A 21,312-nucleotide genomic window follows, 5' to 3' on the forward strand; every position below is an offset into this window, starting at 1 on the left:
TCCTCCGTCACTTGGTGCCCAGTGCCTGCTGCAGGGCCTTGAGGTTCGACCGCATGACCTCGAGGTAGTCATGGCCCTTGGACGTATCGCCGATGCCCTCGATGGGGTCGAGCACATCGGTCTTCAGATGAAGATCGCCTGCCAGGGTCTTCGCTGTCTTGTCGCTGACCAGCGTCTCGAAGAAGACGGTGTTGACCTTGTCCTTCTTCGCGACCGAGTGCAGCGCCCTGACCCGGGCCGGGCTGGGCTCGGACTCGGGGTCGAGGCCGGATATGGCCTCCTGCCTCAGGCCGTAGCGCTCGGAGAGATAGCCGAAGGCGGCGTGGGTGGTCATGAAGGTGTCCGAAGTGCGGTCCTTCAAACCGTTCCGGAAGTCCTGATCGAGGGTCTCCAGCTGCTTGACCAGGGCCGCGGTGTTCTTCTTGTAGACGGCGGCATGGTCGGGGTCGGCCTTCTCGAGGGCCTTGCCGACGCCCCGGGCGACCTGGGCGTAGCGCACCGGATCCAGCCAGATATGGGGGTCGGCGGCGGCGTCGCCGGAGTGCGCCGCGTGGTCCTCGTGCCCCGCGTGCCCCTCTTCGCCTTCCACCTCCGTGCCGTGGTCCTCCAGGGTGGTGTACGAGGCGGCGTCGGCGACGTGCCGGGGCTCGGCCTGGCCGATGGCCCGGTCGACGGAGGGCTGCAGCCCCTTGAGGTAGACCACCAGACCGGCCTTGCTGAGGTCTGCCGTCTGCCGGGGGCTGATCTCCAGGTCGTGGGGTTCGACGCCGGGTTTGGTCAGACTGGAGACATGGACCTTGTCCCCGCCGATCCGCTGGGCGAGGAACTGCATGGGATAGAACGACGCCACCACATCGAGCTTGCCGTCCGTCCTTCCGTCTCCGGCGTCGGAGGAGCAGGCTGTGAGCGTGGTCAAGCTCATCGCGGCAGCCCCGGCCAGGGCTGTAGCGGAGCTCAAGCGGCGTATGTTCATGACTCTCATTTTCAACAAAGGTGGAAACGATTGTCAACAAGTAGCCCCTCGGCGATCACTTCCGGTATCGATTTGATCCAGGGGGTGCCGCCGCCGGTAACCTGAAGCATTCGCTTCGTCGTCCTCATGTCGTCATCAATGAAGAGAGCACCGTGGCCGCCGACAAGATCGACACCATCGTCAGCCTGAGCAAGCGCCGTGGCTTCGTCTACCCGTCCAGCGAGATCTACGGCGGCCAGCGCGCCGCCTGGGACTACGGACCGCTTGGTGTGGAGCTGAAGGAGAACATCAAGCGGCAGTGGTGGCGTGCCATGGTCACCTCCCGCGACGACGTCGTCGGACTCGACTCGTCCGTGATCCTGGCCCGTGAGGTGTGGGAGGCGTCCGGCCACGTCGCCACCTTCACGGACCCGCTCACCGAGTGCACCTCCTGCCACAAGCGGTTCCGCGCGGACCACCTGGAGGAGGCGTACGAGGCCAAGCACGGCCGGCTCCCCGAGAACGGTCTGGCCGACCTCAACTGCCCGCACTGCGGCAACAAGGGCAGCTTCACCGAGCCCAAGCAGTTCTCCGGGCTCCTCTCCACCCAACTCGGCCCGACCCAGGACTCCGGCTCGGTCGCGTATCTGCGCCCCGAGACCGCCCAGGGCATCTTCACCAACTTCCTGGCCGTGCAGCAGACCTCGCGCAAGAAGCCGCCGTTCGGTATCGCGCAGGTCGGCAAGTCCTTCCGTAACGAGATCACGCCGGGCAACTTCATCTTCCGTACGCGCGAATTCGAGCAGATGGAGATGGAGTTCTTCGTCAAGCCGGGCGAGGACGAGAAGTGGCACGAGTACTGGATGGAGCAGCGCTGGAACTGGTACCGCGACCTCGGTATCCAGGACGCGAACATCCGGTGGTACGACCACCCGAAGGAGAAGCTCTCCCACTACTCGAAGCGCACCGCTGACATCGAGTACCGCTTCAACTTCGGCGGCTCCGAGTGGGGCGAGCTGGAGGGTCTGGCCAACCGCACCGACTACGACCTGAAGGCGCACTCCGCGGCGTCCGGCCAGGACCTGTCGTACTTCGACCAGGAGGCCGGCGAGCGCTGGACCCCCTACGTCATCGAGCCGGCGGCGGGCGTGGGCCGCGCCATGCTGGCCTTCATGCTCGACGCGTACGTGGAGGACGAGGCGCCCAACGCCAAGGGCAAGATGGAGAAGCGCACCGTCATGCGGCTCGACCCGCGCCTCGCGCCGGTCAAGGTCGCCGTGCTGCCGCTGTCCCGCAACCCGCAGCTCTCGCCGAAGGCCAAGGGGCTCGCGGCGGACCTGCGCAAGCACTGGAACATCGAGTTCGACGACGCGGGCGCGATCGGCCGTCGCTACCGCCGCCAGGACGAGATCGGCACGCCCTTCTGCGTCACCGTCGACTTCGACACGCTCGATGACAACGCCGTCACGGTGCGCGAGCGCGACACGATGAAGCAGGAGCGGGTCTCCCTCGACCAGATCCAGTCCTACCTCGGCGGCCGTCTGATCGGCTGCTGATCGGCTACGGACCGGGTCACCGGGCACCGGACACACACGACGACGGGCTCCGGCCCCGCGGATACAATGCCGCGGCGCCGGGGCCCGTCGGCTCGGCAGGAACGGGGGGGTCCATCAATCGTGCGAGGCGTGACGCACCACATCACCGCCACCCGCGAGGACGGCACCGTCTTCGAGGTGAGCTATGGCTACGGCCCGGGGCGGCGGCTGCTCGGCTGCCGGCACTGTGACTGGACGGAGCGGATCACCTACGGCGGCGCCCGGCACAAGGGCCTCGATCACCTCGCGCAGGCGCATGGCGCCCTCGGCTCGCCGCGGATGACCGCCGCCGCGGCGGCGCGGCGCCAGGCCGTCCTGATCATGCTGGCGTGCTTCGCGGTGGCCGCGGTCGTGCTGTGGTGGGCGACGTCGCAGGGGTGACGGTGCCGGATCGCCGTTCTCCTCCGAGGGCCAGCGCCGCGCACACCGCGGCCAGCGGCAGCTCCGCGCAGACCGCCATCGCGGCCGCCATGGCCAGCTCGCCGCCCGGCGCCGCCGTCACGGTGTCGAACCAGGCGTCCACCACCAGCAGCGCGCCGGTGGCCGCCGCGGTGAGGCGATGGCGGTCGTCGCGGCGCCTGCGCAGCGCGGCGGTGGAGAGCAGCCCGAGCGCCTGGAGGGCGTCCAGGCCCACCCACGCGGCGTTCCAGTGGGTGACCCGGGCCGTGGAGGGCAGCGTTTTCGCCAGCACGAACAGCCAGGGCACCAGCGCCGCCCCCGAGACCAACAGCACCGACTCCGGCCGTACGCGGGTGAGCCACGCCCTTCGTGCGGTGCGGGCGGATGCGGCGGCCGGGGCGGGGGCGTACAGGGCGGTCATCAGTCGGGTCTCCTTCCGGGCAGCCCGCTCATCGGGCATGTCCACCAGCCTCGTCGGCGCCACCGCCCTTGTCGTTCACGGCAGTTGCCGACTCGGGGTGGCACCAGGTGCACCCCTTTTCCGGGTCTGCGCTTCAGCGCGCAGGCCGCCGTCGCGGATCTAGGGTCATCGCATGAGACTCCCCACCGCGTTGCGGCCCGCGCTCGAGCGGCTGCGGCCCGTGTCCAGGCGGCTGCGGCGCGATCTCGTTTTCGGCGTCGCGGGCATGGCGGTGCAGTTCGTGGCCTGGTTATCGCCGATGACGGTGCCGTGGCTGATATACGAAGACTCCTCGTCCCTGGTGGAGGTCGTCCTTGCCCTCACCGTCCCCCTCGCCGTCCCGGCCGTGGCCACGCCGCTGCTGACGCGCGTCCAGCGGCGCCGTTTCGACGCGCTGCTGGACGTCGGGATCACCGGGCCCACGAGGGCGTGGCGGCAGCTGTGGTACCACCTGCTGGCGGGGCCGGCCGTGGCCTGGGGCGGGATGCTGGCCGGCACGTTGGCGCTCGCCGGTCTCGCGGCCACGACCGTGTACATCTGGGTCTGGGGCCTGCCGCTGTCCTGGCGGCTGGATCACGTCGGCTACTCGACCAAGGCCGCGTACGTCACCGCCGGCGGTCTGCTCGCGCTGGCCCTCGCCTACTGGCTCACCGGAGCCCTCGTACGCCTCGACACCTACGCCGCCACCGTGCTGCTCGGGCCCGTACCCGCCAAGGAGCTGGAGCGCCGGGTCGAGGACCTGACCGAGAGCCGCGCGGGCGCGGTCGACGTGGCAGACGCCGAACGACGCCGTATCGAGCGCGATCTGCACGACGGCGCACAGCAGCGGCTCGTCTCCATGGCGGTCAACCTGGGCCTGGCCAAGGCGACCCTCAAGGATGTGCCGGACGAGGTGCGCCAGGTCATCGACGAGGCGCACCGCGAGGCCAAGGGAGCCATGGAGGAGCTGAGCAATCTGGTGCGCGGTCTGCACCCGGCCGTTCTCGACGAACTCGGCCTGGACGCCGCCCTCTCCGGCATCGCGGCGCGCGCGCCGCTGCCGGTGCGGCTGCATGTCCATCTGCCCGAACGTGCCGCCCCGACCGTCGAGGCGGTCGCCTACTTCGTGGTCTCCGAAGCCCTCGCCAACATCGCCAAGCACGCGCAGGCGACGCGCGCCGACGTCACGGTCGTACGGACCGGGGACTCGCTGCGGGTCGTCATCTCCGACGACGGGGTCGGCGGCGCCGACGCGTCCCGGGGGAGCGGCCTGACCGGGCTCGCGAAGCGGGCGGGCTCGGTGGACGGCACGTTCGACATCCGCAGCCCCCGCGGGGGCCCGACCGTCATCACCGTGGAGCTGCCGTGCGTGCTGTGATCGCCGAGGATTCGGTCCTGCTGCGGATCGGCCTCGTCAAAGTCGTGCAGACCGCGGGGTTCGAGGTCGTGGCGGAGACCGCCGACGCGGACGGTCTGCTGACGGCGGTGGAGGAACACCGCCCGGATGTCGCGGTGGTGGACGTCCGGATGCCGCCGGGCTTCACCGATGAGGGGGTACGGGCCGCGCTGCTCATCCGGCAGCAGTGGCCGGACACGGCGGTGCTGCTGCTCTCGCAGTACGTGGAGGAGCGGTACGCGGCGGATCTGCTGACGGCGCACACGAGCGGGATCGGGTATCTGCTCAAGCAGCGGGTCGCGGACGTGGAGGAGTTCATCGACGCGCTGCGGAGGGTGGCGGGCGGCGGTACGGCGCTGGATCCGCAGGTCGTCGCCCAGCTGCTGGTACGGCGGCACAGCGACCCGCTGGACCGGCTGACGCCGCGGGAGCGGGATGTGCTGGAGCTGATGGCCGGCGGGCGGTCGAACGCGGGGATCGCGGGCGCGCTGGTGATCAGCGAGAGCGCGGTGGCGAAGCACATCAACTCCCTCTTCGTGAAGCTGGACCTGCCGGTCGCTGACGCGGACCACCGGAGGGTGCTGGCGGTGTTGCGCTTCCTCGGCGTGCGCTGACCCCGCGCTCGGGCTCCGCCGCGGACCCCGGCGTTCACGAGAACACGCGAGAAGGGCGCCCAGGGACCCGCTACGCGATACCTGTCACCCCCCGCGTCCCCTCGCTTCCCCCGCTCACACCACCACGCGCGGCAGCCGCAGACTCAGCAGCAGGGTCACCGCCACCGCGGCCAGCTGCGCCGCGAGCGTGATGACCAGCGCATGACCCATCCCCACCGACGGCGCCAGGGACAGGAAGAGCGTCCCGAGCGTCGCCACGCCCAGCGCCAGCGAGGACTGCTGGGTCGTGACCATCACACCGCTCCCCACTCCGGCCCGGTCGGTCGGCACATCGGCCAGCACGATCCGGAACAGCACGGGCAGTTGCAGTCCCTGCCCGAAACCGGCCAGCGCAACCCCGGGCAGCAGCCCCGCCAGGGACAGGTCCGGCCAGTCGCGCCACACGGCCGGCATCAGCAGCGCGAGGCCCACCGCCTGCACCACCCCGCCGGCGGTGACCACACGGCTGCCGTACCGGCCCACCAGCCGCGGCCCCATCAGCGACGCCACGAAGAACGCGGCGGCCATCGGCACCAGCGCCGTTCCGGCCGCGATCGGCCCGTACCCCAGCCCCTGCTGCAGCGCGACCGCGATGACGAACATGAATCCGCCGAAGCCGATCGAGAACGGCACCACCATCGGCAGCCCGCGCCGCAGCCCGCGCAGCGCGAACAGACTCGGCGGCAGCAGCGGGGTGCGGCCTGCCCGGTCGGCGCGCCGCTCCACCGCGTAGAACGCGGCGGCCACGAACGGGAACGCGCCCAGCAGCAGCCAGGTCCACAGCGGCCAGCCCGCCGCCCGCCCCTCGGTCAGCGGCACCATCAGGGTGATCAGCGAGAGCGCCAGCAGCACGGTGCCCGGCACATCCACCGGGGCGGGCCGCTCCGAGCGGGTCTCCGGGACCGTACGCACCGCGAGGGCCAGCCCGATCAGCGCGACCGGCACATTGACCAGGAAGACCGCGCGCCATCCGGTGCCCGCGATATCGGCGGCCACCAGCACACCGCCCAGGATCTGGCCCGCCACCATGGACAGACCGGCCGTCGCGCCGTACATGCTCAGCGCGCGGGCGCGGCGCGCGCCGGTGGTGGCGGAGTGGATGGTGGCGAGCACCTGGGGGAGCATCAGCGCGGCGGCGGCGCCCTGCGCCACCCGGGCGCCGACCAGGCTCCACGCGGTCGGCGCGAGCCCGCAGGCCAGCGACGTCAGCCCGAAGGCCGCCATCCCGGCGAGGAAGAGCCGGCGCCGTCCGAAGGAGTCGCCCAGCCGGCCGCCGAGCACCAGCAGTACGGCGTACGCCACGCCGTATCCGGCGACGATGAGTTCCAGCACGGCCGGGCCCGCGTTCAGATCGCGATCCATGGTGGGCAGGGCGACGTTGACGATAAAGAAGTCGATCAGGGGAAGCGCCGCACCCAGCAGTACGGTGAACAGCCCGAGCGGGCTCAGCGCCCGTTCGGCGGCCGTCGGCCGGCCCGCGGTCTCCGGGGCGGCGGCTCTGGTTCGTATCTCGGTTTCGGTCACGGTAACGACGATCGCGGCCGGCTCAGACGGGTACCAGAGTGTCTTTATCCTGGTACAAGAAGTACCTGGCAACTGGCTGAGCCGCTGGGGCACTCTGGACCCATGACCACGATGGTGCGGGATGCCGCGGCCGGTACCGGGGCCGAGATCAGACGGAGCGAACTGGCCGCGTTTCTGCGCAGCCGACGCGAGCGGATCACCCCCGAGCAGGTCGGGCTGGTCCGTGGCCGCCGTCGGCGTACGCCCGGTCTGCGCCGCGAGGAGGTCGCCCATCTCTCGACCGTCGGCGTCACCTGGTACACCTGGCTGGAGCAGGCCCGCGACATCCATGTCTCGGCGCAGGTCCTCGACGCCATCGCCCGCGCCCTGCTGCTGGACCGCAGCGAGCGCGCCCATCTCTTCGCGCTCGCCGGGACCGTCGATCCGAGCCCCGGGAGCGAGTGCACCGGCGTTCCGCAGGCGCTGCAGCTCATGCTCGACCAGCTGGAGCCGTTCCCGGCCTGCGTCCAGAACAGCCGGTTCGACATCCTCGCCTACAACCGCACCTACCGGCTGCTGATGTGCGATCTGGACGCGCTGCCGCCGGAGGACCGCAACTGCCTGTGGCTGGCCTTCACCGACGACGACTGGCGCGCGAGCCTCGTCGAACGGGAGGAGACGATCCGGCTGATGGCGGCCAAGTTCCGCGCCGCGATGGCCCAGCATGTCGCCGAGCCCGCCTGGAAGGCGCTGGTGAAGCGGCTTGAGGACGCCTCACCGGAGTTCCGGGAGATCTGGGCGCGGCATGAGGTGGTACGGCCCGGCGACAAGATCAAGGTCTTCCGCCAGTCGCACGTGGGCATCGTCAGGCTGACCTCCACCGGGCTGTGGACGGGTCCGAACCAGGGGCCCAAGCTGCTCACCTACACCCCGGCGGACGCGGAGACCCGCGAGCGCCTGGAGAGGCTTCACGCCTTGGCGCTCGCCGGGGGCACCTCCCAGCGGTAGCCGGGGCCTGACTGGTCGGCGCCCCCTCCCTCACACGGCTCACGCCTTGGCGGTCGCGGATGTCTGACCGCTCGGCGCTCCCTCCTCGAAGAGGGCGGCCGCATGGCGTGTGGTGCGCTGCGCCCAGCGGCCGGTGGTCCCCAGCCCCAGCAGCAGGATGACGGCACCGCATCCGGCGATGATCCACCACGCGGGGCGGGCGGAGTCGATGAAGGCCGCCGCGGCCCCGGCCGAGGCGGCGTGCCCGGCCGCCCCCGCCCCCGCCGCCGACGCGGCGCCTCCCGCCAGCACCGCGCCGATGACCGCGACGCCGAGCGACTGGCCGACCTGGCGGCTGGTCGAGGCGACGGCCGACGCGACCCCGGCCTGGGAGCGGGGCATCCCCGAGACGGCCGTATTGGTGATCGGGGCATTGACCAGGCCGAAGCCGATGCCGAACAGCACATAGCCGATCAGCAGCAGCGCATTGGTGGACTGGGCGTCGAAAACCGCGAACAGCACCCCGCTGGCCGTCATCATCACCCCGGCGAGCAGGAGCGGCAGCCGTGGCCCCCGGGCGCCGACCAGCCGCCCCGACAGCGGCGCGCACACGAAGCACATCAGCGCCATGGGCAGCATCCACAGCCCGGCGTGCAGCGCGCTGAGCCCCCGCACGTCCTGCAGATACAGCGTGTTCATGAAGAGGAAGCCGCCGAGCGCCGCGAAGGCGCTCATCGCGACGACCGTCGCCCCGCTGAACGGCGCGCTGTGGAAGAAGCGCAGATCGATCAGCGGTTCGACGCGCCGGCGCTCGTAGCGGATCAGCCCGGCGAGCGCGACGACGGCGACCGCCGTGCAGGCCGCGATCAGCGGTGAGCCCCAGCCCCGGTCCGGCGCCTCGATGATCGCGTACGTGAGGGAGCCGAGCACCGCGATGACCAGCAGCTGACCGACGGGGTCGGCCCGGCGCGGCCTCGGAGCCCGCGACTCCGGTACGTAGCGCGCGGTCAGCGCCAGCGCCGCGATCCCGACCGGAAGGTTTATCCAGAAGATCGAACGCCAGCCGACCGACTCCACCAGCACCCCGCCGACGATCGGCCCGGCCGCCATGCTGATGCCGACGACCCCGCCCCACACCCCGATCGCCCGGGCCCGCTCCCTGGGCTCGGTGAAGGTGTTGGTGATGATCGACATGGCGACGGGGTTGAGCATCGACCCGCCGATCGCCTGCACCATACGGAAGCCGACGAGCGCTTCGAGATTGGGCGCGAGGCTGCACAGCGCCGAGCCGAGGGTGAAGATCACCAGGCCGGTCTGGAAGGTGCGTTTGCGCCCGACCCGGTCGGCCGTCGAGCCCGCGAGCATCAGCAGCGCGGCGAGGACGAGGGTGTACGCGTCGATCGTCCACTGCATCCCGGAGACGGAGGCGTGCAGATCGCTCCGCATCGAGGGCAGGGCGACATTGAGGACGGTGTTGTCGAGGCTGACGAGCAGCAGGCTCATGCAGCAGATCGCCAGCACGAGCATGCGCCGCCGATGGCTGAGCTCAGGCATGGTTGAACGCTACATCGATATCGTCCGCGCGGCTGTGAGAACCGCTCTGTCGGTTCCCCCTCGCGAGTGCGGGACAATAAGAGGTCGGCCCCCACGCACGCACCACGCCATACCCCAAGGAAGCTCACTCCATGACGCAGACGCAGCTGCAGATCGGACCGCATACGGTTCAGCCACCGGTCGTCCTGGCACCGATGGCCGGGATCACCAACGCGCCGTTCCGCACCCTCTGCCGGGAGTTCAGCGGGGGCAAGGGGCTGTTCGTCAGCGAGATGATCACCACGCGGGCGCTGGTCGAGCGCGACGCCAAGACCATGCGGCTGATCCATTTCGACGGCACCGAGAAGCCGCGCTCCATTCAGCTCTACGGGGTCGATCCGGTGACCGTCGGCAAGGCCGTCCGGATGATCGTGGACGAGGATCTGGCCGACCACATCGACCTCAATTTCGGCTGCCCGGTGCCCAAGGTGACCCGTAAGGGCGGCGGCTCGGCCCTCCCGTACAAGCGGAACCTGCTGCGCTCGATCCTGCGCGAGGCCGTGACGGGCGCGGGGCCGCTGCCGGTGACCATGAAGATGCGCAAGGGCATCGACGACGATCACATCACCTATCTGGACGCCGGCCGGATCGCCGCCGAGGAGGGCGTGACCGCGATCGCACTGCACGGGCGCACGGCGGCCCAGCACTACGGCGGCACCGCCGACTGGGACGCGATCGCGCGGCTGAAGGAGACCGTCCCCGAGATCCCGGTGCTGGGCAACGGCGACATCTGGTCGGCCGACGACGCGGTGCGGATGATGCGCGAGACCGGCTGCGACGGCGTGGTCGTGGGGCGCGGCTGCCTGGGGCGGCCGTGGCTCTTCGGCGACCTGGTGGCCGCGTTCGAGCCGGGCCCCGCCGCCTGCGCCCGGCCGACCCTGCGGGACGTCGCGGCCGTCATGCGCCGCCACGCCGAGCTGCTCGCCCAGTGGCTGGAGGACGAGGAGCGCGGCGTGATCGACTTCCGTAAGCATGTCGCCTGGTACACCAAGGGCTTCTCGGTCGGCTCCGAGATGCGCAAGCGGCTCGCGATCACCTCGTCCCTGGCCGAGTTGGACGCCCTGCTGGCCGAGCTGGACCTGGACCAGGAGTGGCCCCCCGGCGCCGACGGCCCCCGCGGCCGCACCTCGGGCCGCAACCGCGTGGTCCTGCCGGACGGCTGGCTGGACGACCCGAACGACTGCGCGGGCGTGAGCGCGGACGCGGAGCTGGACACCTCGGGCGGCTGAGCGCGGCGTTCGGCTGATCGGGGTCTTCGGCTGATCGGAGTCTTCGGCTGATCGGGGTTCGGCTGATCGGGTCGCGCCGCGTCCTCAGTGACCCGCCGCCACCGCCAGGTCCAGCGCCAGCGCCGCCGTCCAGCTGAAGTCGCGGGTGCCGCGCGCCTCGCCCGTGTACGGGTCGACGTACTCGGCGAAGTCCGAGGAGGCCGCCGTCTCCAGGGCGGCGGAGCGTAGCGCGTCGGCCCGGGACGCCTCGCCGTGGAGCCGCAGGCCGCGCTCCAGCAGCCAGTTGACGTTGAGCCAGGCGGGACCGCGCCAGTAGCGGGACGGGTCGAAGGCGGGGCCCAGCAGGTCGTAGCTGGGCACCAGCCGTACGGCGGACCCCAGCCCGAAGTGCTCACCGCAGGCCGTACGGATGAGCGCGGCGGCGGTCTCGGGAGGCAGGTCCGGGACGAGCAGGGGCAGCAGGCCCGCCGCGCTGAGCTCGGGCACCAGCGTGTCGGCGCGTACGTCGCGGCACAGGAACAGCCCGGCGGTGGGGTCCCACAACCTGTCCACCAGGGTGGCCGTGAGGCGGGCGGCGCGTGCCCGATGGGGCGACGGGTCGGCGCCGACCAGCGCCGCGATCTCGGCCAGGGCGTGCTCGGAGGCGATCAGCAGCGCGTTGACGCCCGGGTCCTCCACCACAAAGGCCAGCGTGTCCCACTGGTCCCGGTAGCCACCGTCCCGGTAGTCCGCCGCGAGCCGTACGTACCGCCCGTAGTCCAGGTCGGTCGGCCGGTCGGAGGCCGCGCCGTGGTCGAGGTCGGCGCGCTGGAACGTCCCCGGCGCCACCGGCTCGACGCGCGCCAGCGGGGCGTCCCAGCAGGGGCTGTTGTCCATGCCGGGCTCCCAGGGGTGGACCACGGACACCAGACCTTGCCCGCCCAGGTCACGGGCATCGGTCAGATAGCGGTGCCAGGCGGCGAGCCGTGGGTACGTCCGGGTGAGGAAGCCATGGCGTGCCGAGGCGGCCGGATCGGCCTGGTGCACCAGCAGAGCGGCGAGCGCGTGGACCGGGGGCTGGACGATCCCCGAGGTCTCGATCCCCGCCGGGGCGCCGGCGGGCGCGCCTGCGGTGGAGGAGCGCCAGAAGTCGGGGCTCGGGAAGTACGCGCCCTGCGGCAGCGAGGGGTTGAAGACGATATGCGGGATCCGGCCGTCGCCCCACTGGGCCGCGAGCAGGGTTTCCAGCTCCCGCTGGGCGCGCCGCACCGAAAGATGGCGCGATCCGATCGCGATGAACGCCGAATCCCAGCTCCACTGGTGGGGGTACAGGCCGCGGGAGGGGACCGTGGAGGAGCCGGTCCAGTTTTCGTCGAGGACCCGCCGCGCGTCGCTCGCCCAGGTGGCCGACGCGGGCCGTGCGCTGGTCAAGAGCCCTCCTCCTGATGGCATGCGACGTCAACATACCCGCACCGCACGGTGTCCACGGCGGGCGTGGGCGGGAACCGGCGCCGAGGCCGACGGCAGGCGCGGGCACCGTCCCGGCCGCACCCGTGCGAGCCGGGTACCCCCGAGGTCGCCCACCTGCGCTTCGCTCATCTGAGCGGAAGGCCTCTCGTTGTATCCAAAAGGCGAGATGGTGTCCTCCATATGGGCGTGATTCTCGCCACTCTGATCAGCCCCTCGCTCAGATGAGCACACGCCAAGGCCTGGCCCTCCACGCTGGAGCTGCACTCACCTCTCCAATGCGTGACACTCAGTGCCACGCCCTTGATGTTCGACACCTCGAACCATCGGTTACGCAGGGTGAGAATTCCGAGGTGTCCGAGGGCGGAGGGTGGGTGTGCGTTCGAGTCTTGAAGGGTTGCCGAAATGTCCTCACTCGGGCGCCGCACTTTCGAACACGTGGCAGGCGGGTGGTTACAGCCGAATGACGGTGGAGTGGACATGCTCAGGCGCCTTTGATCTGGGTACGCTCCCCGCCGTCAGGGCAGCCGAGCCGAGGAGATCGAGTCCCGTGCCGGAAACACAAGATCATCGGAAGTTCGTTTACGACTTCACCGAGGGCAACAAGGATCTCAAGGACCTGCTCGGCGGGAAGGGGGCCAATCTCGCCGAGATGACCAACCTCGGTCTCCCCGTGCCACCGGGCTTCACGATCACCACCGAGGCATGCAAGGTCTACCTCGACAGCGGTGTGGAGCCCCCTGCCCTGCGCGACGAGGTGAGCGCGCACCTCGAAGCCCTCGAAGGGAAGATGGGCAAAAAGCTGGGCCAGCCGGACGATCCACTGCTGGTATCCGTACGCTCCGGCGCCAAGTTCTCGATGCCCGGGATGATGGACACCGTCCTCAACATCGGCCTCTCCGACGACTCCGTGGCGGGGCTCGCCGCGCAGGCGGGTGACGACCGGTTCGCCTGGGACTCCTACCGCCGCCTCATCCAGATGTTCGGCAAGACCGTGCTGGGCGTGGACGGCGATCTCTTCGAGGAGGCGATCGAGGAGGCCAAGCGCGCCAAGGGCGTCACCGTCGATGTGGATCTGGACGCGGACGACCTCAAGCGGCTGGTCGGCGAGTTCAAGGAGATCGTCGCCGAGGAGACCGGCCGGACCTTCCCGCAGGAGCCGCGCGAGCAGATGGACCTCGCGATCCGGGCCGTGTTCGACTCCTGGAACGGCGACCGCGCCAAGCTCTACCGCCGTCAGGAGCGCATCCCCCACGACCTCGGCACCGCGGTCAACATCTGCTCCATGGTCTTCGGCAACCTCGGCCCCGACTCGGGCACCGGTGTGGCCTTCACCCGCGACCCCGCCAGCGGCCACCAGGGCGTCTACGGCGACTACCTGCAGAACGCCCAGGGCGAGGACGTCGTCGCGGGCATCCGCAACACGGTCCCGCTGGCCGAGCTCGAGCGGATCGACAAGCAGTCGTACGACCAACTGATGCAGATCATGGAAACCCTCGAGACGCACTACAAGGACCTGTGCGACATCGAGTTCACCATCGAGCGCGGCAAGCTGTGGATGCTGCAGACCCGCGTCGGCAAGCGCACCGCCGGTGCCGCCTTCCGGATCGCCACCCAGCTGGTCGACCAGGGTCTGATCGACGAGGCCGAGGCGCTGCGCCGGGTCAACGGGGCGCAGCTCGCGCAGCTGATGTTCCCGCGCTTCGACGAGGAGGCGGCCGCGGGCGACTCCGTGCGGAAGATCGGGCGGGGCATCGCCGCCTCCCCGGGCGCCGCCGTCGGCAAGGCCGTCTTCGACTCGTACACCGCCGTCAAGTGGTCCCGGTCCGGTGAGAAGGTCATTCTCATCCGCCGCGAGACCAACCCCGACGACCTCGACGGCATGATCGCGGCCGAGGGCATTCTGACCTCCCGCGGCGGCAAGACCTCGCACGCCGCCGTCGTCGCCCGCGGCATGGGCAAGACGTGCGTATGCGGCGCCGAGGAGCTCGAAGTCGACACCAAGCGGCGCCGGATGACGGTGCCCGGCCGGGACGGCAAGGACGGGCTGGTGATCGAGGAGGGCGACGTCGTCTCGATCGACGGCTCCTCCGGCAAGGTCTACCTCGGCGAGGTCCCGGTCGTGCCGTCCCCGGTCGTCGAGTACTTCGAGGGCCGGATGCACGCGGGTGCCGACGACGCCGACGAGCTGGTGGGCGCCGTGCACCGGATCATGGCGTACGCGGACCGCGTGCGCCGGCTGCGGGTCAGGGCCAACGCGGACAACGCCGAGGACGCGGCCCGCGCCCGGCGGTTCGGGGCGCAGGGCATCGGCCTGTGCCGCACCGAGCACATGTTCCTCGGCGAGCGCCGCGAGATGGTCGAGCACCTGATCCTCGCTCACACCGACGAGGAGCGCGAGGCCGCCCTCGACCAGCTGCTGCCGCTGCAGAAGAACGACTTCGTGGAGCTGTTCGAGGCGATGGACGGGCTGCCCGTCACCGTACGGCTGCTCGACCCGCCGCTGCACGAGTTCCTGCCCGACATCACCGAGCTGTCGGTGCGGGTCGCGCTCGCCGAGTCCCGCAAGGACCACAACGAGAACGATCTGCGGCTGCTCCAGGCCGTGCACCGGCTGCATGAGCAGAACCCGATGCTGGGTCTGCGCGGAGTGCGCCTCGGGCTCGTCATCCCCGGCCTGTTCGCCATGCAGGTACGGGCCATCGCCGAGGCCGCCGCCGAGCGCATGAACGCCAAGGCCGATCCGCGTGCCGAGATCATGATTCCGCTGGTCGGAACGGTCCAGGAGCTGGAGATCGTCCGCGAGGAGGCCGAGCAGATTATCGAGGAGGTCGAGCGGGCCCGGGGCGTGGACCTCAAGCTCACCCTCGGCACCATGATCGAGCTGCCCAGGGCCGCCCTGACCGCCGCTCAGATCGCCGAATCCGCCGACTTCTTCTCCTTCGGCACCAACGACCTCACCCAGACGGTCTGGGGCTTCTCCCGCGACGATGTGGAGGCAAGCTTCTTCACCGCGTACCTGGAGAAGGGCATCTTCGGCGTCAGCCCGTTCGAGACCATCGACAGGGACGGCGTCGGCGCCCTCGTGCGCGACGCCGCACAGGCCGGTCGCGCCACCCGCCCCGACCTCAAGCTCGGGGTCTGCGGCGAACACGGCGGCGACCCGGAGTCCGTCCACTTCTTCCACGAGGTGGGGCTGGACTACGTCTCCTGCTCCCCGTTCCGCATCCCCGTCGCGCGCCTGGAGGCCGGCCGCGCGGCCGTGAACGGCGGATGAGGACGATCGCCAGCCGATAAGGCCACCGGGGGCGCAGCCGGGAACCCCGACCCTCAGCCCGGCAGCGGCTCCGGCTCTCAAAGGGGGCGGCACCTTGTGCGGAGGTGCCGCCCCCTCTCACTCCCCCCACGGGAGCTGTTGCCGCTCGCATCGGCTACGCGCGGCAACACAGGTGCCCAGTCGCCGTAACGTACTCGTCACCCCCCACGGGAACGAGCAATCGGGCTCTGAGCACCGCCTGTTGAATTCCGGACGGCCCCCGTAAGTCTTTACCGGCGGCCCCCGGCTTTCACGTTGAACAGCTTTCCTCTTCTGCCCCCCGCATCGCGCCCCGTTTCACATCTGGCCAAAAGGGCGTGGTGACTGACGGTGTAAGCGTGCATACTCATCGGTGATCGGGGGGCGATCAGCATGTCACTTGTGAGGGTCTGGTGCTACGTGTTCATTTCAGTGAACTCGATCTGGCCCGGCTGCGGATGGCTATCCGCCCGGATGTGCTCTGGGAAACCGTTTTAAGTTTCCATCGCCTACGCGAGAACCGAGCGGAGAACGTATACGGGGAATGGCGTTCGGAAGCGCGTAACCGGCTCAACGGCGAGGCGCGGCTGCTCGCGCCGCTCATTCCCTCGCGCGGCTATTTCCCGGACTTCCTGACACCCGCAGAAGGGGTAATCGGTTGCGACAGTGCCATGGACGCGCTGCGCGCCACCCCGGGAGAGCGCTTGCACTCCGAGATATCCCGGCTCCCGGCGGCCCGCTCGCTCCCGGGCTGGATACGCGAGCTGGCACAGGGCGAGGCGCGGCCCCTGGACCGGCTCATCACCACCCTGCGCGCCTACCACCGGGCCGCCGTCGCCCCGTACTGGGCGCATATCCAGGCCCGGATCGAGGCCGACCGGGCCGCCCGGGGCCGCGCCCTGCTGGACGGGGGAGCCGACGGGCTGCTGGCCTCGCTGCCGCCGACGATGCGCTGGCGGTCGCCCGTGCTGGAGGTGGACTACCCGGTCGACCGCGATCTGCATCTGCGCGGACGGGGGCTGCTGCTCCTGCCGTCCTTCTTCTGCCGGGGGACCCCGGTGACCTTCCGGAACCCGGAACTTGCCCCGGTGCTGGTCTACCCGGTCGAACACGCCCGGCGCGGCGCCCCGCCGCGCCCCCAGCAGCGGCCCGCCGCCGCCTCCGGCTGCCCCCGCTCGCTCGGCAAGCTCGTCGGGCAGACCCGCTCGGAGGTGCTGCTGGAGGTCGGCGGCGGCTGTACGACCAGCGAACTCGCCCGCCGGGTCGGCGTCTCGCTCGCCTCGGCCAGCCAGCACGCCAGCGTGCTGCGCGAGGCGGGCCTGGTGCACACCCTGCGCCAGGGCAGCGCCGTACTGCACACCCTGACCCCGCTGGGCGCCGCCCTGCTGCGTGGTGGCGCCGCGCCGGGGGAGCGGGTCTTCGGCACGCCGACGGCATTCCCGGTGGTCGCCACGAGCGGGCGGGGGCCGTCGGCCCGTGGCTGAGTCAGCGCGGGGGCGAGGCCGCCGTGAGCACGCCCGGGAGGCGCTCGGCCAGGTGCGCGTAGTCGGTGACGGTGTTATAGAGATGGGCCGAGAGCCGCAGAAAGCCGCGCCCGTTCCAGGAGGTGATCGCCGTCTCGCAGCCGGTCCCGGCCGCGATACGGCGCTGCAGCGCTTGGGCCGTCGGGTGGTCGGTGGCGAGACCCGCCGGCAGCGGGACCAGCCGCATCGCCGGGGCCTCACTGCCCCCGACCGCGGTGAGGTCCGCGTGCAGGGCGTCGGCCAGCAGCCCCTGCGCCACCTCGGCCAGCTTCGTCATCCGGTCGCGCGCCGCGTCCCAGCCGTAGGCCTCGTCGATGAACTCCAGCGAGCGCGGCGCCGCGAGCCAGGCGGTGTGGTCCCCGGTGCCCTGCTCGTCGAAGCGGCGCGGGAAGGGGTGCGGGAAGCCCCAGGAGTCGGTGAGCGGCCACAGACTCTGGGCCTCCGGCCCGCGCGCCACCAGCGCCGCCGTACCGCGCGGGGCACAGCACCACTTGTGCAGATTGCCGACCCAGAAGTCGGCACCCCCGGCCAGGCCGACCGGGTCGGCCAGCATGCCGGGCGCGTGCGCGCCGTCCACCAGGACCCGCGCCCCGGCGGCGTGGGCGAGCCGGGTGATCTCCGCGACCGGGAAGAGCCGGGCGGTGGCCGAGGTGATCTGGTCGACGACGACCAGCGCGGTGGCGCCGGACAGCGCGCCGTCGAAGACGGCCGCGATCTCCCCGGCGGTCGCCTCCAGCGGGATGTGGAGCGTACGGACCCGGGCGCCCGCCCGCTCGGCGGCCCGCGCCGCGCCCATGGCCACGGCGCCGTACGCATGGTCGGTCAGCAGCACCTCGCCGCCGCGCGGCAGCGCGAGGCCGGCCAGGACGGTGCTCACCCCGGCGCTGGCGTTGGGCACCAGGGCGGTGCGGTCCGCCGGGACCCGCAGAAAGCGCCCCACGGCGGCCCGCGCGCGCCCCACCCGCCCGGGCAGCTCCCGGAACCACGTGTCCGGGTTGGCCTCCATCTCCTCGCGCAGCGCCCGCTGGGCGGCCTGGACGGTGCGGGGGACCGCGCCGAACGAGCCGTGGTTGAGATGGACGACGGAGGGGTCCAAGGTCCAGTGTGGCTGGTCGGTCAGCGGCTGGTCAGTCATAGGCCCCTCGTTCCCGTGTGTGCCTCAAGGTCAGTCGTCGATGCCCGAGCGCTCGACGCCCGCGACGATATAGCGCTGCAGGAAGAGGAAGACCACCAGCAGCGGCACGATCGACACCGCCGACGCCACGAACAGCTCATGGATGTTGACGCTCTGGGCGGTGGTGAACGTCGACAGCGCGACCTGGACCGTCCACGCGTCCCGGTCCTGGCCGATGACCAGCGGCCACAGAAAGGCGTTCCAGGCGCCGATGAAGACGATGGTGCCGACCGCCGCGAAGACCGGGCGCGAGTTCGGCACCACGACCCGCCAGTACGTACGCCAGTAGCCGAGCCCGTCCACCCGCGCCGCGTCCTCCAGCTCTCGGGGGAAGCCCAGGAAGTACTGGCGGAAGATGAACGCCGCGACCGAGCTGAAGAGCGTGGGCACCACCAGACCGCGCAGTGTGGAGATCCAGCCGAGCGAGCTGACCAGCACAAAGCTGGGCACGAAGGTGACCGCCGCCGGGACCATGAGGGTGCCGAGGATCCAGTAGAAGACCACATTGGCGTGGCGGTACGGAATGCGGGCCAGCCCGTAGCCGGCGAGCGAGGCCGGCAGCAGCGTGCCGAGCGTGGTGAGGACGGCGATCAGCGAGGAGTTGAGCAGCGCGTGCGCCATCGGCACATTGGGGTCGTCGAACAGCTCGCCGATGTGCGACCAGTGCAGCTCGCTCGGGAAGAAGGTCCACTCGGGCGAGGTGATGTCCGCCTCGCTCGACAGCCCGTTGCGTACGAGGAGATAGAAGGGGATGAGAAAGAGCAGCGCGAGCGCGATCAGCAACACCAGCCGCACCGCGCGCCCGACGGCGACCAGAGCGTCCCGCACATCACCCGGCTTCCGGGAGTCCCGCATCCGGCTCACTCCTCCTTCCGGCCGAGGCCGAACCAGCGCGCCTGCACCACCGTCACCACGGCGATGATCAGCGCCAGGATCACCGCGCCCGCGCTGCCGAGGCCGAGGTTCTGCCCCTGCCCCAGCGCCGTGTAGTAGAGGTAGACCAGCGGCGGGCGGGCGTACGGCGGATAGCCCCGCGAGTCGGACAGCAGGTTGTAGAACTCGTCGAATGCCTGGAAGGCGTTGATCACCAGCAGCAGGACGACGGCGACCGAGACCGCCCGCAGCTGCGGAAAGGTGATGTGCCGGAAGACCTGCCACCCCGGCCGCGCCCCGTCCACGGCCGCCGCCTCATAGAGCCGTGGTGAGATGCGCTGCAGCCCGGCCAGGAAGAGCACCATGTAGAAGCCCGCTTGCAGCCACAGCCGTACGGTCACGATGACCAGCCAGTACCAGGGCGGATCGGTCGTCGACAGCCAGGCGATCTGATCGGCGCCGAACCAGCCGAGGACGGTGTTGGCCAGCCCGAAGCGCACCCCGTTGAAGATCGACATCTTCCAGATCAGCGCGGCCACGACATACGAGCACGCCACGGGCAGAAAGAACACCGACCGGAAGAACGCCTGCGCCCAGCGCAGCCGGTTGACCATCAGCGCGAGCGCGAGCGAGAGCACATAGGTCGCCGGGACGATGAACGCCGTGAACACCAGGAAGGTCAGCAGGGAGTCGGTGAAGGCGTCGTCGCCCAGCATCGCCGTGTAGTTGTCCAGCCCGACGAACTCCGTCGGCGACACGGTGTTGTGCGCGTCGAAGAAGCTGAGATAGGCGCTCCAGGCCAGCGGCACGTAGGTGAAGAGGGTGAGGCCGACGACAAAGGGGCCGACAAAGATCCAGAACCAGAGGGTCCGGTTCTGCGGGCCCAGCGGACTGCGCATCAGCGGCCGTCGCATCAGCTCTTCTTCTGTACGCGCCGCAGCTCCGCATTGGTCTTGCGCACGACCGCCTTCAGCTCGCTCTCCGGGTTGGCGCCGCTCTTGATGATGCGGCTCAGCGCGTCCTGGTAGGCGGACTTGCTCGCGGGGGTCCACAACAGCGGCTCGGCATGCCCGTAGTCCGTGGCGTAGCGCACCGCCTCACCGGCCGCGCCCTCCCGCAGCTTGGCGGCCTTCTTCGCGAGCGAGATCCGGGCCGGGATATGGAAGCCGTAGGTCAGCGCGAAGTCCTCCTGATACTCCGTCTTCTCCACCCACAGCCACTTCACATACGCCTTCGCCGCGTCCTTGTGCTTGCTGCGGGCGCTGACCGCCGCCCCGTACGCGCCGACCGGCACCGCGGGCCTGCCGTCCGCCCCGTCCTTGGGGAACGGCAGCACCCCGAAGTCGTCCCCCAGCGCCTTCGTGATCTGCGGCAGCGCCCACAGCCCCGACCACTGCATGGCGGTGAGCCCCTGGGTGAACGCGGCCGGATCCGACCAGTCGGAGGGCGCCCCGAGCAGCAGGGACTTCTCGGCGTAGAGCTGACGCAGCTTGCCGAGCGTCCGGGCGGCGACCGGATCGTCGAAGCCGGCCTTGCCGTCCTCGGTGACCAGGTCGAGGCCGGCGGCATTGAGCGGGGTGCCGCCGAGGACGCCGGGACCGCCGTCATTGCCGAGGAAGAGCCCCTTGACGTTCTTCGTGGTGAGCTTCTTCGCCGCGTCGACCAGCGCGTCGAGCGTCCGGGGCGGCTCGACCCCCGCGTCCTTCAGCATGCTGATGCGGTAGTAGAGCAGCTGCATGTCGACGACCTGCGGAATGGCCCAGATCTTGCCCTGATACGTCTTCGGGGCGAGCACGGCCGGGTTGATGTCGTCCTTCGCCTCGCTGAGGAGGTCGGAGAGATCGACGACCTGACCGCCCCGGATCTGGTCCAGCGTCGGGCCGTTGACCTCGAAGACATCGGGGCCGGACGCGGTGAGCAGCGCGGCGGCGGTCTGCTGGTCGTAGGCCCCCGGCCGCCACTGGACGTTGACGTCGGCCTTGTCGTACGCGTCGGCGTACCGCTTCACGGCCTGCTCGGTGCCCGGCTCGCCGTACTGGTGGTACCACTGCGAGATGACCGGCTCACCGCCCGAATCCCCGTCATCGCGACCGGTATTGGACCCGCACGCGGCGGCCAGCGCCCCGGTCAGGGCGAGCCCTCCGCCCGTACCCAGCAGTCTTCTGCGGCTGATGGACATGGTGTGCGCCCCCTCGCTCCCTCGTCGTTGGGTCACCGTAGACCTAACGATCAACGATGGGGGCGGATTGCGACAG

At 70.6% G+C, this 21,312-nt stretch carries 17 protein-coding genes; 8 read left to right on the forward strand and 9 right to left on the reverse strand.

Features of this window, described 5'->3' with window-relative positions:
* Positions 1-7: 7 nt before the first annotated feature.
* Positions 8-973: a metal ABC transporter substrate-binding protein gene (locus ABZS71_RS07030; protein ID WP_356208106.1), complete on the reverse strand. Its 966-nt coding sequence runs from the start codon at positions 971-973 to the stop codon at positions 8-10.
* 152 nt (positions 974-1,125) lie between these two features.
* Between ABZS71_RS07030 and ABZS71_RS07035 the strand changes: the two genes are divergently transcribed.
* Both ABZS71_RS07035 and ABZS71_RS07040 read left to right on the forward strand, forming a co-directional pair.
* Positions 1,126-2,508 (forward strand): glycine--tRNA ligase, encoded by a 1,383-nt coding sequence (locus ABZS71_RS07035; RefSeq protein WP_355857980.1) that lies wholly within the window; start codon positions 1,126-1,128, stop codon positions 2,506-2,508.
* Between the two features lie 129 nt (positions 2,509-2,637).
* The gene (locus tag ABZS71_RS07040) at positions 2,638-2,928 is read left to right on the forward strand and encodes a hypothetical protein (RefSeq protein ID WP_355855618.1); all 291 of its coding nucleotides are present in this window, start codon (positions 2,638-2,640) and stop codon (positions 2,926-2,928) included.
* Here ABZS71_RS07040 and ABZS71_RS07045 read toward each other — a convergent pair.
* The gene (locus tag ABZS71_RS07045; RefSeq protein ID WP_355855621.1) at positions 2,867-3,367 is read right to left on the reverse strand and encodes a hypothetical protein; all 501 of its coding nucleotides are present in this window, start codon (positions 3,365-3,367) and stop codon (positions 2,867-2,869) included. The genes ABZS71_RS07040 and ABZS71_RS07045 overlap by 62 nt on opposite strands.
* 172 nt (positions 3,368-3,539) lie before the next feature.
* Between ABZS71_RS07045 and ABZS71_RS07050 the strand changes: the two genes are divergently transcribed.
* Complete coding sequence (locus ABZS71_RS07050) at positions 3,540-4,763, forward strand: sensor histidine kinase (protein ID WP_355855624.1); 1,224 nt, start codon at positions 3,540-3,542, stop codon at positions 4,761-4,763.
* Positions 4,751-5,395, forward strand: coding sequence for a response regulator transcription factor (locus ABZS71_RS07055; RefSeq protein ID WP_356208108.1), 645 nt, complete (start codon positions 4,751-4,753; stop codon positions 5,393-5,395). The genes ABZS71_RS07050 and ABZS71_RS07055 overlap by 13 nt, the downstream gene beginning before the upstream one ends.
* A 114-nt stretch (positions 5,396-5,509) precedes the next feature.
* Here the strand turns inward: ABZS71_RS07055 and ABZS71_RS07060 are convergent, their stop codons facing one another.
* Positions 5,510-6,883, reverse strand: a complete 1,374-nt coding sequence (locus tag ABZS71_RS07060; RefSeq protein ID WP_356208158.1) for an MFS transporter — start codon at positions 6,881-6,883, stop codon at positions 5,510-5,512.
* A 177-nt stretch (positions 6,884-7,060) separates the two neighbouring features.
* On the opposite strand from ABZS71_RS07060, the gene ABZS71_RS07065 reads away from it, so the two are divergent.
* Positions 7,061-7,945, forward strand: a complete 885-nt coding sequence (locus ABZS71_RS07065; protein ID WP_355855630.1) for a helix-turn-helix transcriptional regulator — start codon at positions 7,061-7,063, stop codon at positions 7,943-7,945.
* A gap of 39 nt (positions 7,946-7,984) precedes the next feature.
* Here ABZS71_RS07065 and ABZS71_RS07070 read toward each other — a convergent pair whose 3' ends face one another.
* Positions 7,985-9,478, reverse strand: a complete 1,494-nt coding sequence (locus tag ABZS71_RS07070) for an MFS transporter (RefSeq protein ID WP_355855633.1) — start codon at positions 9,476-9,478, stop codon at positions 7,985-7,987.
* 131 nt (positions 9,479-9,609) lie between these two features.
* Here ABZS71_RS07070 and dusB point away from each other — a divergent pair, with 131 nt between their 5' ends.
* Positions 9,610-10,746 (forward strand): tRNA dihydrouridine synthase DusB, encoded by a 1,137-nt coding sequence (gene dusB / locus ABZS71_RS07075; RefSeq protein WP_355855636.1) that lies wholly within the window; start codon positions 9,610-9,612, stop codon positions 10,744-10,746.
* An 84-nt stretch (positions 10,747-10,830) separates the two neighbouring features.
* Here the strand turns inward: dusB and ABZS71_RS07080 are convergent, their stop codons facing one another.
* A complete protein-coding gene (locus ABZS71_RS07080; RefSeq protein ID WP_356208110.1) occupies positions 10,831-12,156 on the reverse strand; it encodes a trehalase family glycosidase in 1,326 nt (441 codons plus the stop codon).
* A gap of 586 nt (positions 12,157-12,742) precedes the next feature.
* On the opposite strand from ABZS71_RS07080, the gene ppdK reads away from it, so the two are divergent.
* Both ppdK and ABZS71_RS07090 read left to right on the forward strand, forming a co-directional pair.
* A complete protein-coding gene (gene ppdK / locus ABZS71_RS07085) occupies positions 12,743-15,469 on the forward strand; it encodes a pyruvate, phosphate dikinase (RefSeq protein WP_356208112.1) in 2,727 nt (908 codons plus the stop codon).
* 431 nt (positions 15,470-15,900) lie between these two features.
* Positions 15,901-16,971, forward strand: coding sequence for a helix-turn-helix domain-containing protein (locus ABZS71_RS07090; RefSeq protein WP_356208113.1), 1,071 nt, complete (start codon positions 15,901-15,903; stop codon positions 16,969-16,971).
* Between the two features lies 1 nt (position 16,972).
* Here the strand turns inward: ABZS71_RS07090 and ABZS71_RS07095 are convergent, their stop codons facing one another.
* Genes ABZS71_RS07095 through ABZS71_RS07110 form a run of 4 tightly spaced genes read right to left on the reverse strand, consistent with a single transcriptional unit; the run spans position 16,973 to position 21,236 of the window.
* The gene (locus ABZS71_RS07095; RefSeq protein WP_356208114.1) at positions 16,973-18,145 is read right to left on the reverse strand and encodes an aminotransferase class V-fold PLP-dependent enzyme; all 1,173 of its coding nucleotides are present in this window, start codon (positions 18,143-18,145) and stop codon (positions 16,973-16,975) included.
* Between the two features lie 30 nt (positions 18,146-18,175).
* Positions 18,176-19,012, reverse strand: a complete 837-nt coding sequence (locus ABZS71_RS07100) for a carbohydrate ABC transporter permease (protein WP_356208159.1) — start codon at positions 19,010-19,012, stop codon at positions 18,176-18,178.
* A gap of 32 nt (positions 19,013-19,044) precedes the next feature.
* Positions 19,045-19,971 (reverse strand): sugar ABC transporter permease, encoded by a 927-nt coding sequence (locus tag ABZS71_RS07105; protein ID WP_355855651.1) that lies wholly within the window; start codon positions 19,969-19,971, stop codon positions 19,045-19,047.
* A complete protein-coding gene (locus ABZS71_RS07110) occupies positions 19,971-21,236 on the reverse strand; it encodes a sugar ABC transporter substrate-binding protein (protein WP_356208116.1) in 1,266 nt (421 codons plus the stop codon). Before ABZS71_RS07110 ends, ABZS71_RS07105 begins: the two co-directional genes overlap by 1 nt.
* Positions 21,237-21,312 lie beyond the last annotated feature (76 nt).

Source organism: Streptomyces sp. NPDC005393 (assembly GCF_040606675.1).
GTDB lineage: Bacteria > Actinomycetota > Actinomycetes > Streptomycetales > Streptomycetaceae > Streptomyces.